General features: G+C 63.0%; 13 protein-coding genes. 3 read left to right on the top strand and 10 right to left on the bottom strand.

The genetic code is table 11. The features are described 5' to 3' along the window. Window positions 1-163: 163 nt before the first annotated feature. Together HMPREF2944_RS05680 and HMPREF2944_RS05675 are read right to left on the bottom strand one after the other, a co-directional pair. Window positions 164-1537: a class II 3-deoxy-7-phosphoheptulonate synthase gene (locus tag HMPREF2944_RS05680; protein WP_070681387.1), complete on the bottom strand. Its 1374-nt coding sequence runs from the start codon at window positions 1535-1537 to the stop codon at window positions 164-166. A gap of 173 nt (window positions 1538-1710) precedes the next feature. After that, window positions 1711-2469, bottom strand: a complete 759-nt coding sequence (locus HMPREF2944_RS05675; RefSeq protein WP_070681384.1) for a lysophospholipid acyltransferase family protein — start codon at window positions 2467-2469, stop codon at window positions 1711-1713. A gap of 276 nt (window positions 2470-2745) precedes the next feature. On the opposite strand from HMPREF2944_RS05675, the gene HMPREF2944_RS05670 reads away from it, so the two are divergent. Both HMPREF2944_RS05670 and HMPREF2944_RS05665 read left to right on the top strand, forming a co-directional pair. Beyond that, window positions 2746-3675, top strand: coding sequence for an alpha/beta hydrolase (locus HMPREF2944_RS05670; protein WP_049343469.1), 930 nt, complete (start codon window positions 2746-2748; stop codon window positions 3673-3675). Window positions 3676-3757: 82 nt separating this feature from the next. Further along, window positions 3758-5953 (top strand): AMP-binding protein, encoded by a 2196-nt coding sequence (locus HMPREF2944_RS05665; RefSeq protein WP_070681379.1) that lies wholly within the window; start codon window positions 3758-3760, stop codon window positions 5951-5953. Window positions 5954-6097: 144 nt separating this feature from the next. Here HMPREF2944_RS05665 and HMPREF2944_RS05660 read toward each other — a convergent pair whose 3' ends face one another. The 6 genes from HMPREF2944_RS05660 to HMPREF2944_RS05635 form a co-directional block, all read right to left on the bottom strand. Next, the gene (locus HMPREF2944_RS05660; RefSeq protein WP_070681376.1) at window positions 6098-7558 is read right to left on the bottom strand and encodes a mycothione reductase; all 1461 of its coding nucleotides are present in this window, start codon (window positions 7556-7558) and stop codon (window positions 6098-6100) included. A gap of 219 nt (window positions 7559-7777) precedes the next feature. Beyond that, entirely contained in the window at window positions 7778-8590 is an 813-nt protein-coding gene (locus HMPREF2944_RS05655; protein WP_070681373.1) for a ParA family protein, read from the bottom strand. A gap of 297 nt (window positions 8591-8887) precedes the next feature. Further along, on the bottom strand, window positions 8888-9457 hold the full coding sequence (locus HMPREF2944_RS05650) for a MerR family transcriptional regulator (protein WP_141754217.1): 570 nt from the start codon (window positions 9455-9457) through the stop codon (window positions 8888-8890). 816 nt (window positions 9458-10273) lie between these two features. Then, window positions 10274-11047 carry a transcriptional regulator FtsR gene (locus tag HMPREF2944_RS05645; RefSeq protein WP_049332614.1) on the bottom strand — a complete coding sequence of 258 codons (774 nt, stop codon included), beginning with the start codon at window positions 11045-11047 and terminating at the stop codon, window positions 10274-10276. A 580-nt stretch (window positions 11048-11627) separates the two neighbouring features. Then, a complete protein-coding gene (gene gcvH, locus HMPREF2944_RS05640; protein ID WP_049343473.1) occupies window positions 11628-12020 on the bottom strand; it encodes a glycine cleavage system protein GcvH in 393 nt (130 codons plus the stop codon). 329 nt (window positions 12021-12349) lie between these two features. Then, window positions 12350-15841, bottom strand: a complete 3492-nt coding sequence (locus HMPREF2944_RS05635; protein ID WP_070681370.1) for a bifunctional proline dehydrogenase/L-glutamate gamma-semialdehyde dehydrogenase — start codon at window positions 15839-15841, stop codon at window positions 12350-12352. A gap of 564 nt (window positions 15842-16405) precedes the next feature. On the opposite strand from HMPREF2944_RS05635, the gene HMPREF2944_RS05630 reads away from it, so the two are divergent. Further along, window positions 16406-17344 carry a LysR family transcriptional regulator gene (locus HMPREF2944_RS05630; RefSeq protein ID WP_070681367.1) on the top strand — a complete coding sequence of 313 codons (939 nt, stop codon included), beginning with the start codon at window positions 16406-16408 and terminating at the stop codon, window positions 17342-17344. Here HMPREF2944_RS05630 and HMPREF2944_RS05625 read toward each other — a convergent pair. Both HMPREF2944_RS05625 and HMPREF2944_RS05620 read right to left on the bottom strand, forming a co-directional pair. Further along, complete coding sequence (locus HMPREF2944_RS05625; RefSeq protein WP_070681363.1) at window positions 17341-18105, bottom strand: transcriptional initiation protein Tat; 765 nt, start codon at window positions 18103-18105, stop codon at window positions 17341-17343. The genes HMPREF2944_RS05630 and HMPREF2944_RS05625 overlap by 4 nt on opposite strands. Before the next feature lie 13 nt (window positions 18106-18118). Continuing rightward, on the bottom strand, window positions 18119-19495 hold the full coding sequence (locus HMPREF2944_RS05620; protein ID WP_070681360.1) for a 6-pyruvoyl tetrahydrobiopterin synthase: 1377 nt from the start codon (window positions 19493-19495) through the stop codon (window positions 18119-18121). Window positions 19496-19759 lie beyond the last annotated feature (264 nt).

Raw genomic sequence — 19759 nt, 5'->3', positions numbered from 1 at the left:
GACGCTCCAAGCACCCTCGCCGCTAAACGCTGTCTTCGCTAAGCGCCGTCTCAGCTAAGCGCCGTCTTCACTAAACGATACGGGCCCGGCCCCTCACTCTTGAGGGGCCGGGCCCGTTAGTACGTCGCAAGGGCGTACGAGAAGCGATGACGCGAAAACGTCCTTAGCCGCGGCTACCGCGGTTCTTGAGGTACTCGGAGACCAGGAACGCGATTTCCAGGGACTGCGAGTGGTTCAGGCGCGGGTCGCACAGGGACTCGTAGCGGTCAGCCAGTGCTGCCTCGTCGATAGCGTCGGAGCCGCCCAGGCACTCGGTCACGTCGTCGCCGGTCATCTCCACGTGAATACCGCCGGGGAACGAGCCCAGAGCTTCGTGCACCTCGAAGAAGCCGCGAACCTCGTCGAGCACGTCGTCGAAGCGGCGGGTCTTGTAGCCGGAGGGCACGGAGATGGTGTTGCCGTGCATCGGGTCGGTCACCCACACGACCTTCGCGCCCTCGGCCTGCACGCCCTCGACGATGGAGGGCAGCTTCTCGCGAATGTTCTTCGCGCCCATACGGGTGATGAAGGTCAGGCGGCCGGGCTCGCGGTTCGGGTCGAGCTTGTCAATCAGCGCGAGTGCGTCCTCGGTGGTGGTGGTCGGGCCGAGCTTCACGCCGATGGGGTTGCGGACCTTGGAGAGGAAGTCCACGTGGGCGTCATCGATGCCGCGGGTGCGCTCACCAATCCACAGGAAGTGTGCGGAGGTGTCGTAGGGCAGCTGGGTGCGCGAATCGATGCGGGTCAGGGCGCGCTCGTAGTCCAGAACCAGGGCCTCGTGGCCAACGTACATGTCGGTGGTCTTGAGGGCCTCGAAGTTCACGCCGCAGGCTTCCATGAACTTGAGGGCGCGGCCGATTTCGTTGGCGGTCTTCTCGTAGCGCTCGTGGGCGGGGTTAGAGGTGAAGCCCCGGTTCCACTGGTGCACGGCGCGCAGGTCTGCGAAGCCGCCCTTGGTGAAGGCGCGCACCAGGTTCAGGGTGGAGGCGCTGGTGTGGTAGCCGCGCAGCATGCGCTTGGGGTCGTGTACGCGTGCTTCGGGGGTGAAGTCGAAACCGTTGACGGTCTCGCCGCGGAAGGAGGGCAGGGTGACGTCGCCGCGGGTTTCCATGTCTGCGGAGCGCGGCTTGGAGAACTGGCCGGCCATGCGGCCCATCTTCACCACGGGCATGGAGGCGCCGTAGGTGAGCACAGCGGACATCTGCAGGATGGTCTTCACGCGGCCGGAGATCTTGTCGGCGGTTGCACCCGCGAAGGTTTCTGCGCAGTCGCCACCCTGCAGCAGGAAGGCGCGACCTTCAGCCACCTCGCCGAGCGCCTGGCGCATGGCGTCCACCTCGCCGGCAAAGACGAGCGGGGGAACCGAGTTCAGCTCTGCGATGGTGCTGGCGAAGTCTTCGTGCTCGCTCCAGGTGGGCTGCTGGTCAATGTGCAGCTCGCGCCAGTTATCCAGACCGTGGTCGTCGGTCTGCGCGGTGTTGAGGTTCTGGGTGCTCATCATTCACTCCGTTGGGATGGTCTTGTGCGTCGTCTCTCGACCCCGCGCGGACGGGGAAGAGATGGGTATATTGTACTCTTACGGTGTTTACGAACGCCCCGGGCCGGGGCTTCATCTCAGGATTCAGATAACCCCTAGTCGGCCCGTGTGGCCGTGCCGTCCGCCTATGCCTTCTAGCGTTTCTCGTTCTGCAGTCGGGACACGGCCTCGTCGGCGCTCAGGTGCTCGTCGGCCATGAGCTTCTTGACGCGATCCGCGTAGACGTCCACGTACTCCTGCCCGCTCAGGGCGCGAATCGCCGCGCCGATGGTATCGGCAACCTCGCGCTGGGAGCGGTAGCTGATCTCGACGTCGGCGGTGTACTTCTCGAAGGTGAGGGGCTTGCCGATGACGGTGCGCACGCGAATCGGCTCGCCATCGTGGCGCAGGTGGATGCGGTTCGAACCGGAGGGCTGAATCAGGTCGGTGCCAATCTGCCCGATGGGAACGACGGGCACCCGTGACTCGAGGGCCAGGCGGGCCACGCCCACCTTGGGACGGTAGCCGCGGCCGTCGGGGCTACGCGTTCCCTCGGGATAAATGCCGATGATGCCGCCCTCGGCGAGAACCCGCGCGCCGGCGTCGAGGGATTCCTGGCTCTTCTGACCGCCGGAACGGTCCATGGGCAGCTGGCCCACCCCGCGGAAGAATGCGGCCATCGCGCGGCCCTTGAGCCCCGGGGTCGTAAAGTAGTCGCTCTTGGCGAGGAAGTTCACGGTGCGGGGCAGCGCAAGCGGAATAAAAATGGAATCGCAGAACGCCAGGTGATTGCTGGCGACGATGAAGGGGCCCTTGGGCAGGTTCTCTAGCCCCGTCACCTCGTGGTGGTACAGGCCCGGCAGCAGTGGCGAGCCAAGAATCTTGAGGCTTCGGTACAGGGCGGTGGTCGGCATGGGGATCTCCTCTCTGAATATTCCCGGCTCAATTCTAGCCTGTCTCTGCGGCTCTCCCCGACCGTCACCGTATTCGGCGTTCGTATTACGGCGAATGTGCGACACGAGTCGGCTACCTGCTCCGCCCTCCGCTGAATCCGTCGTCCTCCCCCGCCGGCAGGCTCACCTCACAGGTGCCGTCGAGGCGGGCGAGGTATTCTAGGGCCGAGGGGCGATGCGCGTCTCTCCCCCGCGCCGGCCGTTAGCCCGCGCCCCCGGCATTGTCTAAGGAGGGCCATGAGTATTTTTGATAGCTCGCTTGAGCCGATTAAGCGTATGCGGCGTAAGGCCCGCGAGCGCCGCCTCCTGGCCACCCGGGAGGTGCGAGAGATGCTGGAGCACCGTTTCGGGGGCGACCCCAATGTTTTCGATCATTCCCCGCTATCCTTCCGTCCGGAGCCCCAGAGCGCCGAAGGTTCCCGCGGGGTTGGGGCCTCTGAGCCCGGCGTGGGCATCCTTATCGTGCACGGTTTCACCGGTTCCCCGCACAGCATGCGCCCCATCGCCGAGCGTTTCGCGGCGCTGGGCTACCCCGTGGAGATGCCGCTACTCGCGGGGCACGGTACCCGCTGGCAGGATATGCGCCTGACGGATTACCGCGACTGGCTGAACTCGGTCGAGTCCGCCTACCGTCGCCTCACCGACGAGGGCCTTCGGGTCGTCGTCATCGGCATGTCGATGGGTGGCACGCTGGCCGTGAACCTCTCCGCGCGTCTGCCGGTGCTCGGCACCGCAGTCATTAACCCCTACATGGTGGATGTGAACCCGCTGATGCGCCACGCCGGGGTCGTCTCGAAGCTTCTGCCGGCGCTTAAGTCGGTGGGCTCTGACATCGCCATTCCGGGCGTGAGCGAGGGCGCGTACCGGCTGACGCCCACCGCCTCGGTGTACCAGCTACACCTGCTGGGGGCCGAGACCCGCGAGCTGTTGCCGCGCCTGAAGGCGCCGGTGCTGTGCCTTCGCTCGTTAGGCGATCACACTGTGTCCGATAGCTCCCATAAATATTTTCTCGAACATTGTTCAGCTCCTGTAGAATTTAGATGGCTAACCCGTAGCTACCACGTGGCGACGCTCGACTACGACGCCGAGTACGTGCTCGCCTCGCTCCAGGATTTTGTCACCGAAATAGCCCACCGCCCTGCTCCCGCGGACCGCATCACCCCGTAGGCGCAGTACCGTATTCCACCCCGCGACTCCCGTAGAGCCGCACCGGGACCGTGCAGAGGCCGCCCCAACCGAAAGGCGCATCATGAAAGTCTTTTCTTCCCCCGCAGAGGTCATTGTCGACCCCTCGTTGAACCTCACGAGCCTCGTTGAGCGTCACCGCGCCAACAGCGCGGACCCCGTGCTGTACCGTCGCCAGATGTCCCCGGGCAATTGGCAGCCTGTACGCGCCAGCGAGTTTTACCGCATGGTGGCCGACCTGGCGAAGGGCATGATTGCCGCGGGTATCCGCCCGGGTGACCGCGTGGGCATTATGAGCCGTACCCGCTTCGAGTGGACCGTAATCGACTTCGCCATCTGGTACGCCGGTGCTATCTCCGTGCCGGTCTACGAAACGAATGCCCCCGCCCAGGCCTCCTGGGCGCTCTCCCACTCCGAGGCCACCGCGGTCTTCGTCGAGGATGAGAAGCTGCTGGCGCGCATCGCGGAGGCTGAGGAATTCGCCTCCACGACCGAAGAGCCCATGCAGCTGAAGCACCGCTGGGTCATCGAGAACGGCGACCTGGATGAGCTGAGCGCCCGTGCTTCCGAGGTCAGCGACGAACAGCTTGAGCAGGCACGCACCCGCGCCACCTGCGATGACATCGCGACCATTGTGTACACCTCCGGCACGACCGGCCGTCCCAAGGGTTGCCCGCTCACCCACGGCAATTTCCTGAACCTGAGCGCCAACACGCGCTTCGTGGAAAGCGAGATTGCAAACCCCCGCAACTCGTCGATTCTCTTCCTGCCGCTGGCCCACGTGCTGGCTCGCCTGATTCAGGTGCTGGCCCTGGACGCTGGCCTGGTCATCGGCCACTCCCCCAACATCAAGAACCTCGCGGCCGATCTTGATAGCTTCAAGCCGACCATGCTGCTGGTGGTCCCCCGAGTCTTCGAGAAGGTGTATGAGGGGGCCAAGGCCAAGGCCGAAAAGGGAGGTTCTCTCAACAAGGCTCTTTTTGACCGCTCGGTGGACATCGCGATTGCCTGGTCGAAGGCGAAGGTCACCGGCCATGTATCTTTCAAGCTCGCGGCGCAGTACGCCCTGTACGACCGTCTCGTGTACTCCAAGCTGCGTGCGGCCCTGGGCGGGCAGCTACACTACGCTGTCTCCGGAGGCGGCCCGCTGGGAGAGCGCCTCGCGCACTTCTTCCACGCGGTGGGCGTGCAGGTCATTGAGGGCTACGGCCTGACCGAGACCTGCGCTCCCATCGCGGCCGGGCGTATCAACCCGTATCAGATCGGTAGAATCGGCCCGCTCCTTCCGGGTGCCGAGGGCACCATCGCCGAGGACGGCGAGCTGCTGGTGCGCGGTGTGGGCGTCATGAAGGGGTACTACAAGAACCCCGAGGAGGATGCTCAGGCATTCACCGAGGACGGCTGGTTCCGCACCGGCGACCTGGCCGAGTTCGACGAGGCCGGGTTGCTGAAGATTGTGGGACGCAAGAAGGAAATCATCGTCACCGCCGGCGGCAAGAACGTCATTCCGGGCATTGCGGAGAACCATCTGCGCACCTCTCCCCTGGTCTCTCAGGCCATGCTGGTGGGGGATGAGAAGCCCTTCATCGCGGCCCTCGTGACCCTGGATCCGGATACCCTGCCCGAGCAGCTCGAGCACCTGGGGCTGCCGCGTTCACTGTCCATCCCGGAGGCGGCCGTGCATCCGGCGGTACGCGCCGCCGTGCAGCGAATTGTGGACGAGGCGAATCAGCTGGTCTCGCGCGCCGAGGGTATCCGTGAGTTCCGCATCATGAACCGCGACCTGACCGAGGAGGACGGCTATCTGACCCCCTCGCACAAGATTCGCCGCGCGAAGGTGCTGCAGGATTTCTCCTCCTACGTGGACGAAATGTACGGCCGAGTTACCGCCACCACCTCGGATTCGCTGTCCCGCCTGCAGGACTACGCCGCCGAGCAGACGGAGCGACTCGTGGAGCTGCGCGACCAGGCAACCGAGCGCCTGGCCGAGTACGCCGATCAGCAGGCCGAACGTCTGGCCGGGTTCCGTGACCAAGCAACCGAGCGCCTGGGCGAGCTGCGTGAGCAGGCCGTCGAGATGATTCAGGAATACCAGGAGAACCGTGCGGTAGCCGCCGGGGATTCTGAAGAGACTGAGGAATCCGCGGAAAGCACAAAAAACGCGAAGGGCGCCGACACGTCTGCCGAGACCGCAGAAGAGCCGGGTTCGAAGGATGCTCCGCGGGCAGAAGCTCAGCGCGAAGAGAAGAAGCCCGAGTAGCGGAGCTAGGGCCGCACCGCTCTAGTCCTGGCCAAAGCAATAAACGCAAGTAGGAGGGGGTCGCACCGATTCGGTGCGACCCCCTCCTTTGCTGTTTTACACCCAGAGATTCAGGGCTTCAGAGGCGTTCCGTGTGCCCGGGCGTTAGGCCTGAGCGGGCTCGTCGAATTCCAGGCCGAGCAGCGCGTTCTCAATGATTTCGGTCAGGGCCGGGTGAATCCAGTACTGACCGCGGGCCAGGGTGCGGGCATCCTGGTTGAAGCTCATGGCCTGAATCAGCGGCTGGATGAGCACGGAGGATTCCTCACCCACCAGGTGCGCACCGAGCAGCTCGCCGTTGTCCTTGCGCGCGATGAGCTTGCACAGGCCAATCTGATCTTCCATAGCCCAGCCGTAGGCGGTATCGCCGAAGTTCTGGGCCTTGACGGTAATCTCGAATCCTTCGCGAGCGGCAGCCTCGCGGGCCTGCTCCTCGGTCATGCCAACAATGGCGATCTGCGGGTTGCTGAAGATCGCGCCCGGCACGTAACGGTGATCGCTCGCACGCAGATCCTCGGGGTGGCTGAGGTTGTACTGCACGACGCGCGCCTCGTGGTTGGCCACGTGCTTGAGCTGGTAGCGGCTGGAGACATCGCCCAGGGCGAAGACGCCGGGGACGGGCGCGCCGTTGTAGAGCACGCGCTGGTACTTGTCGACGCTGAGCAGGCCGCCGTCCTGCACGTCGAAGTAGTTCTTTGCGTTGAGGGTGTCGGTGTTGGGGCGGCGGCCGGTTGCTACGAGCACCGCATCCGCCGGGATTTCGAGCAGCTCTTCACCGTTCTCGGAAGCACGCTTCGCCACGACGGTCACGCTGCCGTCGGCGTTCTCACGGATTTCGGCGAGGGAGGCTTCCTTGACGATGTTCCACTGCTTGCTTGCGGCTTTCTCGAAGCGTTCCACGACCTCCGCATCCACCCCGCGCAGCAGGCGGGAGGAGCGGTTGAGCTGGGTGACCTCGGTACCGAGGGCGGAGAAGACGTGGGAGAACTCGGCCGCAATCACACCACCGCCGATGACGACCATGCGGGCGGGTAGCTCGTCCAGGCGCATGACGTTGTCGTTGGTGTAGACCTTGGAGGAGTCGATACCGGGCACGGGAGGCAGCACGGCGCGCGAACCTGCCGCAATGACAATCTGGCGACCCTGCAGGCGGGTGCCGTCGGTCAGCTCAACGGTGTGGGAGCCGACGAAGCGCGCGTACTGGTCGTAGAAATCGACGTTGGGCAGACCGGCACGCCATTCGCGGCCGCCTTCAACAATCTGGTCAATGCGAGAGGCAAAGATGCGGTCACGAATCTGTGCCCAGTGCACGGCATCCACGTGCGCGTCAATGCCAAGGTGCTTAACCTCGCGAGTCTTCTGGGCGATGGTGGCCGGATAGACGAACATCTTGGTGGGAATACAGCCCACATTCAGGCAGGTTCCGCCAAAGATGCCGCCGTCGACCAGTGCAACCTTCTTATCGTCCCATTCGGGGCCGATAAGGGTGTTGCCCGAGCCGGAACCAATCACGATGAGGTCGTACTGGGCTACCCCGTCGATGCGTTCCAGGTGTTCGATGCTCACGATGTTCTTCTCTTTCTCCGTCTTACCTGCGGCACGACCGCGGCCCTGTACAACGTTCGGGGATTCCTGCGAGCGTGCGGCTCTTTTACTGCTACTATAACGCGTCGAGGAGCACGGCTATTCCCGCAGAAGTACATATCGCCAGAGCGACCCGGAACACGATGCGGCACGCAACTCGAACGTTCACCTCTTCGCCCGGTCGACAATCCGGTTGACGGCCTACAGGTCGGCCATGAGCCCAACCAGCAGTCGGGTAAAGTCCACGGCGGGTTCGACGGATTCTTCGTCGGGCCAGAAGTGAATCGGGTAGGCTGCACCCTGAGCGCGCTGCAGCACGGGGCTTTCTCGCAGGACGGGTTCGGCCACGAGGTCGCCAAAGAGCGAGCGCATCTCGTCTCGACGGTACTGGTGCTCGCTGTCTTCCGGGCGCATCTTGTTGATGACGACCCCGGCCCCGTCGATACTTGTGCCGCTCTCCTGCTGGAAGCGCAGGATGGCGCGCAGGGTGCGTTCCGTGCCGGCCACAGAGAAGAGGGAGGGCTCGGCCACGGAGAGGATGCGCTGGCTGGCGGCCCAGCCCATCGAGGAAAGCGTCCCCAGGAAGGGCGGGCAGTCAATCAGAATCACGTCGTAGGCGCCCGCCGCGGCGTCCACCATGCGCTTGAATCTGCGAATGAACGGTGCGGCTTCCTGACGGTCCACGAGGGTGGAACGTGCCGACCCGCGGGCAACCCGCACGCTACCGGTGTCGACGGGGGTGTTGGTTAGCAGGGTTGGTTTACCCACCAGCCTGTTCCAGGCGGACTCTCCGGCTTCATCGGCGAAGGCTCGTTCATTGGTGCTGGCAATCAGGGATGCCACGTCGGGGATGCTTTCGTCGACGGCTAGGCCGGTGCTGGCGTCTCCGTGAGGGTCGAGGTCAATAACGAGTGCGGAAAGGCCGCTGTGTAGCGCCGCGGAGGCGAGCCCCAGGGTGATGGAGGTTTTACCCACGCCGCCCTTGAGGCTACTGATACTAACGATTCGGGACATTGAGAATCCGTGATATGAGTGAGGTGTAATGCTCCTTCATTCTAGCGAATCCGTGTGCTTCTTCCGGACCTGACAGGGGGTAACGTGAGTTTTTTCTCAACCTGTCCTTGAATATTTGCTCGTTATGCCCACCATGCGGTCTCGATGCGCCTTTTTGGACCCTGAGTGTTCTTACCCTCTCCCCCGAAGATAGCGTTCTGCCCGCCCATGCATCGTTGGTGCTCGGGCGGGCAGAAGAAAAAGTATGGGTTTATGAGGCTGGACCCCCGCAACTATGACCGACGGGTCAGACGGGTATTAGGCCTGGGCGCGGCGGGCGCGGCGGGCGGCGAGTTCGTCACCTTCGAAGGATTCGTGCATTTCCTCGCCGGGCTGGCCATTGAGGTTCATCTCGATTTCTCGCCACACGCGACCGATAGCGATGCCGAAGACACCCTGACCGGCCTGTACCAGGTCGATGACCTCGCTGGGCGAGGTGCACTCGTACACGGTGGTGCCATCGCTCATGAGCGTAATATCGGCCAGGTCATCCAGGCCTCGGCTTCGCAGGTGCTCGATGGAGAGGCGAATCTGCTGCAGGGACACACCGGTATCGAGCAGGCGCTTCACGATCTTGAGCACGAGAACGTCGCGGAAGCTGTAGAGGCGCTGGGTACCGGAACCGGATGCGCCGCGCACGGTGGGAACCACAAGGTCGGTGCGGGCCCAGTAGTCGAGCTGGCGGTAGGTGATACCGGCTGCCTTGCAGGCGACAGCACCACGGTAACCCAGGTTTTCCTCCACCACAGAAACGGGGTCCGCAAAGAGCACGCCCTGTTCACCGCGAGGAGGCGGTGCCGCGGGAAAGAGCGCGTCGAATCCGTCCAGGGGCTGGTCGAAGCTCGGGTACGCCTCGTCAGTGCCTGCGCTCTCGCCGGTCTGGTGCTCCACCACGGCCCCTCCTTTTGTGTCCTCGTATGCGGCATCCGCAGAATGCCAGTCACGCGTCTTAGCTAGTTTTCGCCCGGTTCCCGGATGCCCGTTGGGCGTAGCGGGAGCCGTTAAGCGATACACCGCGCCCCATCAATCGGCGGCCGGTATCGCCCCGAATACGTCGTTCCGCTGGAGAACGATTCGAGGGTCGACAGAGCGACCGGTGCGCGATAGGCGCGGCTCATTCACTCCATTTTAACCGATACGGTGCCCTACTTAAAATCGAACGCACCGTGAGAGTCGTTCTTTCTCCTCTCAGAATCCGCTCAGGATGCCCCTCGCGCCCCCACAGCAAGCCCACGATATCTGCCCCAGGTAATCTCGGGGGTCGTCCCGAAGGCGAAGCTGCCACCGAGTTACAATTCTTCGTCGGGTATCGAGCCCACGGGCCTCCGCTTCCGCTCTCTCCCCCTCCCCCGGCCTTAAATAGCGAATGCGCGCCAATCCGGAGATTGGCACGCATTCACCGCTGAGTTAAGTGAATAGCCTTTGGCAGGCCGGGAGCCCCTGGTATAGAAGCTCTTCGTGTTGGACGAAGGGGTAGAAATCCGCGTTTTAGAAGCGGCATCGTCCAAATCTTGGGGGTTACCATCCGCGTACGGACGGTAACCACGGGCTTACGCCACAAAGGGCGTATCCCCGGGGAAAGGGCAGATAACACCACCCGGTCGCGACCGACTCTTTGAGGAACCGCGCCGCGGAGTCGCCCTCCTACTCGTAGGTGGGCATGGCCGACTCGACGAGAGTCGCATGCAACTGCAGGCAGAGCTTGCGAATCTTATCGGCTCGGTCCTGTGCCTGGGCCTGCGACGCCGCATCGCGACGAGAGGCCAGAGGGGCCACAGCGATTTCCACGAGGGAAATCTCGCGATCCGCGGCCGACTTGAAGGCGCGCAGGTGACGAGGCTGAATACCGTGCTGGGTCAGTTCCGCGCTAACGCGGGCAATCAGCACATCGTAGTCGGTGTACTCGTGGTCCGCTCCGTCTTCCAAAAGACCGAAGTCAATCAGGTCACGGATGAGCTCGGGAGTGGTGTTCGCGTACTCGGCCAGCTCGCGCAGGGTGTAGGTACGACCCTCCTGTGCGTTGGTACCGAGGACGCTGTCCAGGACTTCCTCGCTGACGGTGGTCGGCATGGAGTTCAGGACTCGACCGGCCTCCAGGTCATCCAGGTGCTGACGGATTACCTTCAGCGGCATGTAGTGATCGCGCTGCATGGTAAGGATGTAGCGCAGACGCTCGATATCCGTCTGGGAGTACTTGCGGTATCCGGTTTCGGTACGGCTGGGATGCACCAGGCCTCGCTCCTCCAGGAATCGGATCTTGGAGGCGCTGATCCCGGGGAATTCCAGGTCGAGCTGGCTTAGAACCTGACCGATGGTTCGGCTCTTCACCTCGCGCGGGTTACGGTCAGAGGCACCGTGCTCCGCGCTGTCCAGTGCGGCTTCAGACTTGCTGAAGCCATCATCGATGCGTGAGGTCATCTATGTCTTTCGGGTATGTACCGGCCGATTACGTTACGCACCGAGTTGAGTGAGTAGTGCGCCCCTTCGAGGAAAAGGTATCGCTTCGTGCCGGTTGTCTTTGCTTCTTGTGTTGAGAGTGTGATAGATCGGCTCATTTGTTTATCACGAAATGATAAACCGTGAACCTTCCAGATAATCTTATAGCCTCACAAGGCATTTCGCTATTCAGAAGGGTCATTTCAAGCCCTTCTGGAACCCAAAAATAACCACAAATTCAAACACAATTCCGCAGTAACGGTACCAATTTTAGCAAGAAACCCGAAAGCTAAACATAACCTCCAAATATTGGACTGCTTTACAAGGAAAATTTTATCTTCTCGCGATGGTTGAAGTTTTCATCACATTTAACCTCAAAGAGCCCCCCACTTGGGGTTTAGCACTATTTCACCCTCCTTCAATGACTTCAGAAATCCTCGCAAAGAACCTTAAAGATGCCCGTTTATTTGCGTTTGTGTGCACCTACAAAGAAAAGCGACGAGACCAATTTGGTCTCGCCGCTTTAACTCTAGACACCCCTACAGGGGCGGGTTCTTAAGGCTTAAAGCTTGTCCAGCTCTGCCTGGTAGCCCTCTGCAGTCAGCAGGTTTGCCAGGTCATCAGCGTTCTCGGGACGAATCTCAACGATCCAGCCCTCACCGTAGGGATCGGAGTTCACCTGTGCGGGGTCGTCCTCCAGGCCCTCATTGACGGCGACAATCTCGCCGGAGATGGGTGCAAAGAGATCGGAGACAGACTTGGTGGACTCGATCTCGCCAAAGCTTTCCTCGGCGGCCACGGAGTCGCCAACGCTGGGAAGGTCAACATACACGACGTCACCCAGAGCGTCCTGAGCGTGGTCGGTAATGCCGACGCGGACGGTGCCCTCAGCGGTGAGAGCAGAGACCCACTCGTGCTCGGAAGTGTACGAGAGTTCTGCGGGAACGTTGCTCATAGCAGCGGTTTCCTTTCAGTGTGTTCTTGCGTGGCGCGGGCCTTCCCGCGTCCCGGTCCGCTCCGCACGTGGGATAGCGGAACGTTGTATCACAATTATCACATAAGAAGTAACGCGGGGCACGTTCAAACACCCCGGTACCGCATCAATGACACCATATTTCCAGGCCGTGCATCGGAGCGAGCTCCGTCCCCTCCACCGTTAGACAGTGGCCTCCCGCAGGTCGCGCCCGTTAACAGCGATGAGCCCCGCATCCACGAGGGATGCGGGGCTCATCGCCCGAAGCCGGTGCCTAAGCCTCTCTTACAAGAGGCTCAGAGCATCAGACCTTAGCGGGAAGAAATGACGCGCTCGGAGAAGCGGTTCGGGTTACCGAAACGGTGTGCGGTAATCGAAACAGCCTGCTCGCGGAGGAAGGGCAGCATCTCGATGCGGCCAGCCTCGGTGACCGGTGCGAAGTACACTGCAACATCCGGGCGACCACCCAGTGCCGAGTAGATGGACTTCACATCGTTGCCGATGTAGCGGATGCGGGTACCTTCCAGCGGGGTACCGGCCAGTGCGCGAACCGGGGTCTTAGCGTTCGAAGCCAGGTACTCGCGGAACTGTGCATCCGACTTGACCTCGTACTTGACACCCTTGTTCTCCAGGACGCCGCGGACGTCGACCGGCAGGTCCTTACCGACGGACAGAGCGACCGGTGCGTTAGCTGCCAGGCCGGCGAGCACAACGCGCAGGGTCTCTGCCGGGGATGCGGACTCGTCGGCACGAACCAGAACCTGGGTGGGAACGTAGCGCAGAATGTTGCGCTCGACGCCCAGCTTCGAGGGGTCGTGGCCGAAGCCGAACTCGGTGTCCCAAGCGTGTGCGTCAGAGGAGACACCGCGCTTGATGAAGGCGAAGTCATCGCGCTTGCCCAGCTCGGAGTTCTCGATGGTAGCCAGAGCCTCGCGAACGGTCACCGAGTGGGTGGTTGCGGTTGCGGTGGACTGGACGGGCTCCCAATCGGACAGAGCGATCAGGTAGCTGGGGCCACCGGCCTTGGTACCCGAACCCACGGTGGACTTCTTCCAACCACCGAAGGGCTGACGCTGAACGATTGCACCGGTAATTGCACGGTTCACGTACAGGTTACCTGCCTGGACCTTGGAGAGCCACAGCTCGAGCTCGTCGGCATCCAGCGAGTGCAGGCCGGCGGTCAGACCGTAGTCGGGTGCGTTCTGCAGCTCGATTGCCTCTTCCAGGGTGTCAGCGGTCATGATACCCAGGATGGGGCCGAAGTACTCGGTCATGTGGTACTCGGAACCGGGCTTGACGCCTTCGCGAACACCGGGGCTCCACAGGCGGCCGGTCTCGTCCAGTTCCTTCGGCTGGATGAGCCAGCGCTCGCCCGGGCCGAGGGTGGTCAGACCGCGCAGCAGCTTCTCTTCGGGCTTCTGAACGACGGGGCCCATCTGGGACTCGATGTCCTGCGGGTGTGCCACGTGCAGGGAGTTGACCGAGTCGAGCAGCTGGCGACGGAAGCGCTCGGAGTGTGCCACGGAGCCCACCAGAATAACGGTGGAGCCTGCGGAGCACTTCTGGCCTGCGTGGCCGAATGCCGAGTAGACGACGTCCTTGACGGCCAGGTCGATGTCAGCGTTCGGGGTGACGATGATCGAGTTCTTACCCGAGGTCTCACCGAACAGCGGCAGGTCATCACGCCAGGAGCGGAAGAGCTCTGCGGTCTCGTAACCACCGGTCAGGATCAGGCGATCCACCTCGGGGTGCGAGATGAGGACCTTACCGGCCTCGCGGTCGACAACCTTGACCAGCTTCAGAACTTCCTTGGGGACGCCTGCATCCCACATGATCTCTGCGATCAGGGCACCGGTGCGAGCGGTGATGGTTGCGGGCTTGAAGATCACTGCGGAGCCGGCTGCCAGACCTGCCAGAACACCACCGGCGGGAATAGCGGTCGGGAAGTTCCACGGGGGAACAACCAGGGTCAGGTCCACGGACTTGGGCTTTGCGCCGTCAATCTTCTCGAGGTCCTCGGCCAGCATTGCGTAGTAGTATGCGAAGTCGATTGCCTCGGAGACCTCGGTGTCGCCCTGCTCCAGGGTCTTGCCAGCCTCAGCTGCCATGACCTCCAGCAGATCGCCACGACGCAGGGCGATAGCCTTACCGACCTTACGCAGAATCTCTGCGCGCTCGTGGCCGGAGAGCTTGCCCCAAGCCTTGCCTGCTTCCTCGGTTTCCTTGATCAGCTTCTCGGCCTCAGCAACGCTGGTCAGCTCGTTAGCCTTCAGGGTGTCGATGCCCAGCTTGGTGGTCTTGGAGCGCTCGAGGATTGCGCGGCCCCACTCGCGGTTACCTGCCAGTGCGGGGTCGGTGTCGGGGGTGTTCTCGAAGCGGCCAGCCGGCACGAAGACGTTGTCCTCGTTCTCGGTCAGACGGTTCTGGGTGCGCTTGGATGCGGGAACCTCGTCGGTGACGGAGTTCAGTGCACGCATGAAGCGGTCCTCTTCGCGCTTGAAGATGGACTCGTCGGTTGCCAGGTCGAAGATACCGGACATGAAGTTCTCGGAGGAGGCGTTCTCCTCGAGACGACGGATCAGGTATGCGATAGCAACGTCGAATTCCTTGGGGTTCACGACGGGCACGTACAGCAGCAGGTGACCCACGCGGCGGCGGATAATCTCTGCCTGCTGCTCGGCCATACCGATCAGCATCTCGAACTCGACGCGATCCTTCACGCCGCGGTCCTCAGAGAGCAGCAGTGCGAAAGCAACGTCGAAGAGGTTGTGGCCTGCGATACCGAGGCGGATGTTCTTCACGTGCTCGGGGCGCAGTGCGTAGTCCAGAACGCGCTTGTAGTTGGTGTCAGCAGCCTGCTTGGTGTCCCAGGTGGTCAGCGGCCAGCCGTGCATGACGGCTTCCACGATCTCCATGGAGAGGTTTGCACCCTTCACCAGGCGGACCTTGACGCCGGAGCCGCCAGCCTCAACACGCTTAGCAGCCCATGCCTGCAGGCGCTGCATAGCGCCCAGGGTGTCGGGCAGGTATGCCTGGAGCACGATACCGGCTTCCAGGTCCTTCAGGTGCGGCTGGTCCAGAATCTTGGTGAACACCTCGATGGTCAGGTCGAGGTCCTTGTACTCCTCCATGTCCAGGTTGATGAACTTCTTGGGGGAGGAAGAAGCAGCCAGCTCGTACAGCGGGGTCAGGCGGCGAACAGCGGTCTCAACGACCTCGTCGAATGCCCAGTGCTGGTGGGGGCCGGAGACTGCGGACACCTTGATGGAGACGTAGTCGACGTCGTCGCGAGCCAGCAGACGCTTGGTCTCGGACAGGCGGTGCTCAGCTTCCTTGTCACCCAGCACGGCCTCGCCGAGCAGGTTGACGTTCAGGCGGTTACCACTCTTGGTCAGCTCTGCGATAGCGTCGCCCAGCTTCTCCTCGGAAGCGTCGACAATCAGGTGGCCAACCATCTCACGCAGAACGCGGCGTGCGACGGGAACGGTGGGCCAGGCAACCTTGCCGGCCAGCTTGCCGCCGAAGCCAACGGCGGACTTCATGTACCAGGGAAGGAAGGACGGTGCCAGGCCAGCGATGCGGGACAGGTTACGACCGGAGACGTTGTCGTCCTCGGGGCGAATCACGCCATCGACGAAGCCGACGGTGAAGGGAAGACCGTTCGGGTCCTTCAGAACGCCTGCCAGCTGCTCAGCCGCGAAGGTGGGCTTAATCGACTGGGACTCGTTCACCCACTGACGAACAAGCTGACGAGCTTCCAGAGCCATCTTCTGGTAGTGCTCAGATGCGAAAGGATGGGTCATCCTTGACTCCTAACTAATTTCACTGTGTGCGGTACACACCACGTTTGGCGATGTCTCTATTTCACCACAAAAGAGTGCTGAACACCTCATTAGAAAAACTGAATGTTTTTTCCAAAGTTTGTTTAGATTTTCTAAATAAACCCGAGAGATGATTCCGCCCGCTCCCCTCACAAAACACCGTGTTCAGCGAGGACAGGCAAAAACGATAGCGACACCGCTATCCATCCCTCCCAGGCTAGCACTTCCGGGGCCAAACGACGAACCTAGAACGTAACAAACGAACACATCAAAAACAGAATCAAAAACACCTCGGAAAACCCCTCACAACCCGCCAAAAGCCCCGGACAAGACACTATCCGCAAGCTACTCGCCCGGAACGACCCTCCCCCGAAGCAATTCCCCCACGAAGGCGACGTATTTTTGGCGTTTGCCGAGCGCGCTACTATGGACGAGAGTCCACTATCAGAGACGCCCAGCCGCAAGGAAATTGACCCGCGCACAGCGTTCCCCCGCCGAAACGAAAACCTCGACGGGAGCACTCACGGGAGAAAGCAGGAGTACACCGTGTCCATCTACGACATCCGACGCATGCAGATGCTCCTCGAAATCCAGGAGCGGGGCACCATCATCGCCGCGGCAGAGGCGCTCAGCCTCACCCCCTCCGCAGTCTCGCAGCAGATTGCAGCCCTCGAAAAAGAAACCGGCACCGCACTCCTGCAACGCATCGGACGGCGCGTGCAGCTCACCAGCGCCGGGCTCATCGTCGTCGAAAGCGCCCGCAGCATTCTGCGCGAGCTCGATCGCATGCAGACCTCCGTCGCCAACCTCACCGGAGAACCCGCAGGACGCGTGCGCCTGGCCATCTTCCAATCCGCGGCCTTCGCCCTGCTGCCAGCCGCGCTCACCTACCTCGCCGAGCACGCCCCCTCGCTCACGCTACAGGTGCTGCAGATCGACCCCGAAACCGGCACTTCCCTCACCCGCAGCCGCGAGTACGATATGGTGCTCTCCGAGGCATACCCGCACCATCACATTCCCGAGTACCCCGAACTGCACTCCGAGCTGCTTACCGAGGACCCGCTCAGCCTCATCGTGCCCAGCGTCTCGAATATCACCTCCCTCGAGGAGGCGCACGCGCTGCCCTGGGTGCTCGAGATGGAGCAGAACACCTCGCGCATCTGGGCTATCAACCAGTGCCGCACCGCCGGCTTTGAACCGGTCATCCGCTACAGCGCCAACGACATGATTACGAACTCTAACCTCGTCAAGGCAGGATTCGCCGTCACCATCGTGCCCGGGTTCATCCTCTCCTCACTCTCGACGACCGAGGGGTTGCGCATCGTCGAGCTACCCGGCAAGCCCTCCCGCAAAATCTTTACCGCGGTACGCCGCGAATCCGCCGCCAACCCGGCCATCGCCATGGTGCGCGAGGCGCTCCACCACGCGGTCAAGGTGGCCTTCGGCGAGCACGAGGCCGACGGCGGACGCCAGGGCCGCGACTAGGCAAGCGCCGCGACCACGCCCGGGCTCTGCACCTCGTGGAAGCCCCGCGACAGCCCAGCCGCCGCCATGTCCAGGGAAGCCGAGCAGTGCACGCCCTTCAGGCGCGAGGCGCTCACCCCCGAAGCGACCGCGTAGCGCAGGCGCACCTCCAGGCGGTGACCCGCCGGAATGGCCACGCGTAGCTCCAGCACGCTCTCCCCACCCGCTCCGGCCGCACCGTTCAGCTCATCGCGGCCCAGGGCCTGCAGGCTGAGGGCGTCCGCAGGAGGCACCAGGACCGAGGGGCCAGACCCACCGGCCGCAACCGCCTCGCCGCCGGAGACGACCAGGCTTGCCTCCGGGGTGAGGAGCAGACCGGTCGCCGGATTCTGAGCGCGAGCGCGAATGAGCAGGCGCGTGCCCACCGGCAGAGTCGTATTTCCCTCGTTCACGATGCCCATAAGATTCGGCAGGTTCCGCAGGTTCAGGGTTCGGGCCGGCCGATCCTGCAGCGGCACCGGGCTGACCGCCTCGGGGTTCTGCGCGCGCAATTCCAGGCGCACGCTCGGTTCGGTAAACCGCACCGGGACCCGCGTCAGATAAGCCGATGCGGCACCCCCACCGGTTCGTTGCGTCACCGGTCGCGGGCTCGCCGAGCGACGGCCACCCGAACGGGTTGCGGCCTGCGCGCCCTGGGCGGCTCCGCCGGCCACCAGCATCGCCGAGGTGCCGGCCACCTTCAGGGCGGTACGGCGGGAAGTATTCATTGCGTGTCGTTCCATTCTTCTGCCCTTCCTAAGCCTTCGCGATGCGGTACACACCGCTAATCGTGCCCTGCCACCAGGTGCCAAAGCGATCAATCGTGCCCACCATCTGCAGGGTATCGCCGCCACCGAGCAGCAGGCTCACGTGCTGCGGCAGGCGTTGCTCGTGCACCGTGCGGCCGGTCTTCATATCCAGGGCCACCGCCCAGGCGTAGGCGCCGTTCGCCGCCCCCGCCGGGCCGCGGCGACGCTCACACGTATAAATCAGCCCGTCGGCCGCCGAATAGCGCGGAACCGCCGAGGAATACACATCCTTGCGGTCCCAAATCTTGCGCAGGCCGCGGTCGGTAATATCCCAGCGCTCCATGCCGGGCGCAAAGAGAGCCGTCGCCGGAACCGAGGGGCCCGCCCCCTCCGGATACTTGGGGTACGGATAGCCGTAGGTGTTCGCGCCCACCATCGTGTTCCCCACGCCAATCATGGAGTTCTCGGTGCCCGAAGCACCCGCGGTGAACAGCCCCGCACTCCCCACCTTCGAACCGTCCTCGGTGCGGTACACGATGACCGACTCCTGAACGTCCGCGTTATCGGTCAGCATCACGTAGTCCGAGCCGTTCGGGCCGAAGAACGTCGGGGACGCGCCCGAGCCCCAGGCGAGCTTGCCCGGCTTGCGGGCCGTGCCGCGGTCGTAGGCGTGCCACCAGCGCAGGGTCGGCTCACCCGCAGCGCTCGCCTGCAGCATGTAGATACCGTGTGAGGTCACAACGCTGACCCCGCGCGGGCAGGCCGAAATCGAGTTGTCGATGCGCTCGCCGGCCACCGCCGCCCTGTTCAAGCGCATGGAACGAATCGTGCCGCGCTCCGCATCAACGACCGCGACGTAGCCGTTCTTCGTGGCGACCCAGATGCGCCCGCCCCAATCGGGCACCAGGCCGACCACCGCGTCCTTGGGGCTCTGGGCCAGCATGCGGCTCAGGTCGATGCGCTCCTCCACGCGAATACTGCGGCCGTCGCTCGAGTGCCCCAGCTTCAGCAGGCACTGCGAACCGTCCACCAGAACCATGCGGTCCTTCGCGTCAAGGTAGGCGTACACGCCTCCCAGCAGGGCCCCCTTGGGTATGTCCAGGTGCGAAAGCTCGCGGCCCGTGTGCGGGTCAAGAATCGAAAGCTTCGGGGTGATGAATTCTCCGTGGGCAAAGACCTGGGTGCACAGTACCTGGATGAAGCCGTCGCGCCCGGCAAGGATCGTCGGGCAGGCGCCGCCAAGCTTGGTTCCGATGATGCGCCACTGCCCCGCGCCGGGGCCGGGCAGAGGGGTCGCGTCGGAGGACTGAGCCTCACCGTGCATGGTGGTGACGCCGGGAGCGCCCAGGTGCGGGTTCCGCTGGGCGTTATAGGTGATGTTCATGTGGCTGGTTCTTTCAACGGTGAGTGACTCGCCAATTCGTACGGTGCGCACGTAAGCGGTAGACATCGGTGTTCTGTATCGGTGTTCTGCAGGCGAATGTTGCATCCGCAAGCAAAAATTTGCACCGAGTGCAGTGCAAACGACTCACATTGTACGTCTAAGAACCGCCTCACGACGACACTCAGTGTCGCCTTGAAGCATCATTCAGGCCGAGCTCGAATAATTCGCGGCGGTCGAGGAGTCCCCCCCCCCCCCCCCCCCCCC

The organism is Rothia sp. HMSC072E10, assembly GCF_001813965.1.
Lineage (GTDB): Bacteria > Actinomycetota > Actinomycetes > Actinomycetales > Micrococcaceae > Rothia > Rothia mucilaginosa_A.
This window is presented reverse-complemented; position numbering and strand designations above follow the sequence as displayed.